Source organism: Pseudomonas sp. HMWF006 (assembly GCF_003061205.1).
Classification (GTDB): domain Bacteria; phylum Pseudomonadota; class Gammaproteobacteria; order Pseudomonadales; family Pseudomonadaceae; genus Aquipseudomonas; species Aquipseudomonas monsensis.
Genome location: NZ_QAIU01000447.1, coordinates 11,607 through 16,146 on the forward strand (window position 1 = coordinate 11,607; position 4,540 = coordinate 16,146).

Annotated in this window: 6 protein-coding genes; all 6 read right to left on the bottom strand. The window is 59.4% G+C overall.

The genetic code is table 11. From position 1 onward, the window contains the following. Positions 1-670 (bottom strand): GTP 3',8-cyclase MoaA (locus tag DBR24_RS18935; protein ID WP_371921329.1); only part of this gene is annotated, 670 nt, incomplete at its 3' end. Between the two features lie 137 nt (positions 671-807). Next, positions 808-1,446, bottom strand: a complete 639-nt coding sequence (locus DBR24_RS18940; protein ID WP_007908276.1) for a TetR/AcrR family transcriptional regulator — start codon at positions 1,444-1,446, stop codon at positions 808-810. A gap of 436 nt (positions 1,447-1,882) precedes the next feature. Further along, positions 1,883-2,674 (bottom strand): TatD family hydrolase, encoded by a 792-nt coding sequence (locus DBR24_RS18945; protein ID WP_123466776.1) that lies wholly within the window; start codon positions 2,672-2,674, stop codon positions 1,883-1,885. A gap of 14 nt (positions 2,675-2,688) precedes the next feature. Continuing rightward, positions 2,689-3,045, bottom strand: coding sequence for a PilZ domain-containing protein (locus DBR24_RS18950; RefSeq protein ID WP_123466778.1), 357 nt, complete (start codon positions 3,043-3,045; stop codon positions 2,689-2,691). 42 nt (positions 3,046-3,087) lie between these two features. Then, positions 3,088-4,071 (bottom strand): DNA polymerase III subunit delta', encoded by a 984-nt coding sequence (locus DBR24_RS18955; protein ID WP_123466780.1) that lies wholly within the window; start codon positions 4,069-4,071, stop codon positions 3,088-3,090. Further along, a partial coding sequence (gene tmk, locus DBR24_RS18960) for a dTMP kinase (protein ID WP_256591641.1) occupies positions 4,064-4,540 on the bottom strand: 477 nt, incomplete at its 5' end. The genes tmk and DBR24_RS18955, both read right to left, overlap by 8 nt.

A 4,540-nucleotide genomic window follows, 5' to 3' on the forward strand; every position in this document is an offset into this window, starting at 1 on the left:
CGGCCTGGGCGTATTCGTAGCGCTCGCCAATCAGGCTCAGCAGTTGCTGCAGGCTGACAAACTGTTGCAGGAAGGCATTGGAGTCGGTGGCGAGGTGGCCCATGCGCATCAACTCGATGAAGCGCAGCTCATAGCCACGTTCCAGGCAGTAATCGAGCAGTGGCATGACCTGATCGAGGTTCTGCCCGCGCAATGGCACCATGTTGACCTTGATCTTCAGCCCCGCCGCTTTCGCCTGGTCCATGCCGTCGAGCACGCTCGCCAGATCGCCGCCACGGGCGATGCTGCGGAACGCACCGGCGTCAAGGGTATCGAGGGACACGTTGATCCGGCGCAGACCAGCATCCACCAGCAACGGCAGTTTCTTCGCGAGGAGTTGGCCATTGGTGGTCAGGCTGATGTCTTCCAGCCCCATCCGGCCGACGGCAGTCATGAATGACTCGAGTTTGGGGCTGACCAGCGGCTCGCCACCGGTGATGCGCAAGCGCTCGATCCCGGCGGCTTCTATCAGATACGCCACACCGCGTGCCATCGCTTCGGCCGACAGCTCATCCTGCGCAGCCACCAGCCGCTTGCCGTTGGGCACGCAGTAGGTACAGGCGTAATTGCAGGCGGAAGTCAGACTGATCCGCAAATTGCGAAAACGCCTGCCTTGACGGTCAACGATCATGATCACTCCGGCGATAGAAATTCGAGCCGCTAAAACTTGACTCACAAATCAAGTTTTAGCAAGCCCTATGCCTGAGTATATTCCTGCGGTACTGCGTCATGTAGCGAAATCATGGCGCCATCAGGTCGCTGAATGATTCAGCTGCTCGGGGTTTCCGGGTCGCGCTTGCGCTTGTTGCCCATCCGCACGCCGATGTCCATCAGGAACTGGAAGAAACCTTCCTGATCTTCCAGCACATTGCTCCAGAACGGCGAGTGATACAGCGCGACAGCGCCGTGCACCAGTGCCCAGGATGCGCAGTAGTGGAAGTACGGCGGCACGTCTTCGAGCTTGCCTTCGCTGATGCGGCCCTTGATCAGCAGGGTCAGGCGTTCGAAGTTCGAGGCACGGATCTTGTGCAGCTCCTCGACCATTTCCGGCACCTGATTACCCTTGACCACCTTCTCTTCGAGGCGGTCGAACAGGCGATAGCGCTGCGGGTCGCGCATGCGGAATTCGAAGTAGGCACGGGACAATGCTTCCTTGTCCTTGTCGACATCGGCCGAATGCAGCAGCTCGTTCAAATCGCGCTCGTAATCGAGCATCAGCCGCAGATAGATCTCGGCCTTGGACTTGAAATGCTTGTAGATCGTGCCTTTGCCGATACCCACGGCATCAGCAATCATCTCGACGGTGACACTGTCTTCACCTTGATCGAGGAACAGCTTGAGCGCGGTATCGAGAATTTCTTGCTCGCGGCGACGAAACTCACGGACCTTACGAGGTTCTTTGTGCATAAGAAAAGGTCTGAAGGGTCAAAATTCGAAGCCGCGTATTATGCCTAACTTGCACAAAAATGCACGGATCATCCGACCATATCTGTGTTTCCCGTTCGTTTTGAGAACGATTAGGGCGCAATGAGAACTCAACCGAAGCGAACGTATTCCAAATTTGTTTAAAAACCCCGACCGGCTAACTGGACTGCACGCCAGACTGATCAATACTTGAACTGTCGGGCGACATCTCCCCCAAGTGTCGTGCCGGTAAAGGTACCAAGGGACCGCGTGCCTTTGTTTTACTCCTAATGGTCTTAACCCGGATTCACCCCCCAGAACCCGGGTTTTTTTTGCCTGCAATTTGATGATCGCTCACCAGCAGGCACTGCCGCAGGCTGCAATCTTTTGACTTTATCTCCCAAGAGCACGATCAACCGATCGCAGCCTTCGGCAACGCCTACATGGCAGATTTGACAGAGGCCAGAGGGAACAGCCGCTTGAAATTTTCAGTGGTCTGCTCGGCAAACCGCTCGTAGTTTTCCCCACGCAACATCGCCAGAAACTCCGCCACTTCGCGCACGTATTGCGGCAGGTTTGGCTTGCCCCGATAAGGAATCGGCGCCAGATACGGCGAGTCGGTCTCCACCAGCAGGCGATCCGCCGGAACCTTGCTCGCGACGTCGCGCAGCGCATCGGCATTGCGGAACGTGACGATGCCCGACAGGGAAATGTAATACCCCATGTCCAGCGCCGCCTTGGCCATGTCCCAGTCTTCGGTGAAGCAATGCAGCACACCGGCCTGAGGCAGTGCTGCTTCGCGCAGCAGCTCAAGGGTATCGGCACGGGCGCCGCGAGTATGGATGATTACCGGTTTGCCGGTCTGCCGGGCGGCTTGCAGGTGGAGGCGGAAGGATTGCTGCTGCAACTCGGCAGCTTCCGGCTCGTAGTGGTAGTCCAGACCGGTTTCACCGATCGCCACCACTTTCGGGTGATTGAGTTCTTCCAGCAGCCAGTCCAGCGCCGGGGCCGCGCCAGGTTGCACGTCCAGAGGATGCACGCCGACCGAGCAATCGACGTCGGCATAACGCTCAGCCAGGGCTTTGACATCGGCAGCATTATCGGCACTCACGCCGATGCACAGAAAGTGCCCGACCCCGCGTGCGCGAGCCGCGTCGAGTGCGGCATCCAGCGAGCCGTCATGGGCGGCGAGGTCGAGGCGATCAAGGTGACAATGGGAATCTACGAGCATAAAAACACGGCTACTTACATCGTATGGGTGGGACGGTCGGACTTCAGGGCTCCGGCCAGATGGGTTTCGATGCGACTGCGGGCGGTGTTGTCGCCCTCGTTGAACTGCACGCCGACACCGGCAGCGCGATTGCCCTGCGCGCCCTTGGGCGTGATCCAGGTGACTCGGCCGGCGACCGGAATCTTTTCGGCCTCGTCCATCAGGTTCAGCAGCATGAACACCTCATCGCCCAACTTGTAGCTCTTGTTGGTCGGGATGAACAGGCCACCGTTCTTGATGAATGGCATGTAGGCGGCATAAAGCACCGACTTGTCCTTGATGGTCAGAGACAAGATGCCGTTACGCGGCCCCGGGCTGGCGGGTTCATTCATGACGACCTCCACTGCTGATGTTCAGAGTCTAGGTAAACATTCTTATCTTTGACCAGGCAATCCCGCCCATTGCACCAAGAGCGCCTCCAGCAGCAGGGCCGGATTGAGGTTGGCCTTGCTCAGGACTTTCTGGCGCTGGGCGAGAATCCAGTCCTGGATATCGAGCACTTTACCCTGGGCACTTTTCTGCGCCAGGTACTGCACGACCTTGCGCATATCGGTCAGGCCGAGGCCGGTTTCATCCTGAGTCAGTTGATAGCGCAGGATCAGGCTCGACCAGTCGCAGAACCAGTCGAACAGGCGCAGCATTGGAATGTTTTTCCATTCCTCGGCCAGTTGCGTTGGGGATTGCTGTTGCTTGAGCAGCTTCTTTACGCCTTCGACCACTTGCGCGCGTTGTTCGCGCACGCCTTGCGACTGCAGGCTGACCGCCGCCAACGGCGAACCGGCCGCCAGCGTCAGCAGTTCGACACGCTCTTCTGCGGAACAGTCCGGCAATGCCTGGGCCAGCCATTGCAGGCTCATCGCCTCACCCGGCAGCGGACAGGCCTGCTGCACGCAACGACTTTTGATCGTCGGCAACAAACGGCTCGGCTGGTGACTGACCAGCAGCAGCACGGTATTGCCGGACGGTTCTTCCAGACTCTTGAGCAAGGCGTTGGCAGCATTGATGTTCATCGACTCGACCGGCTCGATCAACACCACTTTGCGCCCGCCCAGCTGCGCGGTCTGCACCACGAAGCTGACCAGATCACGCACTTGATCAACCTTGATGGCCTTGTCGGCCTCTTCCGGTTCGAGGATGTAATTATCGGGGTGACTGCCGGCCTTGAGCAGCAGGCAGGATTTGCACTCGCCGCAAGCCTCAGGCGTCGGGCGCTGGCACAGCAGGCTGGCCATCAAGCGTTCGGCCAGCGCACGTTTGCCGATGCCGGCCGGACCATGCAGCAGGTAGGCGTGGGCGTGCTGGCTACGTCCGGCCAGTTGCTGCCAGAGGCTGTCCTGCCATGGATAGGCCTCAGCCACGGCTCAGCTCCAGCAAATTCGGAATCAGGGTATCCAGCGATTGTTGAACCTTGGCCAACGGCTGACCGGCGTCGATCCGCACGTAGCGCGCAGGATCGGCTTCGGCACGCTTGAGGAACGCGTTACGCACGGCCTCGAAAAATGCCCGGCCTTCCAGCTCGAAACGATCCAGACGGCCACGGGCACTGGCGCGGGCCAGGCCGATTTCCACCGGCAGATCGAAAATCAGCGTCAGGTCCGGACGCAGGTCACCTTGCACGAAGGTTTCCAGCGTGGCGATCCGCTCCAGCGACAAACCACGGCCGCCGCCCTGATAGGCGTAAGTCGAATCGGTAAAACGATCACACAGGACCACGGCGCCGCGGGCCAGCGCCGGGCGAATCACTTCGGCCAGATGCTGGGCACGCGCCGCGAACACCAGCAGCAACTCTGTATCCGGGTTCATGACTTCGTCGGCCGGGGCCAGCAG

Coding starts and splice junctions, on each gene's coding strand:
- DBR24_RS18940 (WP_007908276.1), bottom strand. CDS start 1,446: ATGCACAAAGAACCTCGTAAGGTCCGTGAGTTTCGTCGCCGCGAGCAA.
- DBR24_RS18945 (WP_123466776.1), bottom strand. CDS start 2,674: ATGCTCGTAGATTCCCATTGTCACCTTGATCGCCTCGACCTCGCCGCC.
- DBR24_RS18950 (WP_123466778.1), bottom strand. CDS start 3,045: ATGAATGAACCCGCCAGCCCGGGGCCGCGTAACGGCATCTTGTCTCTG.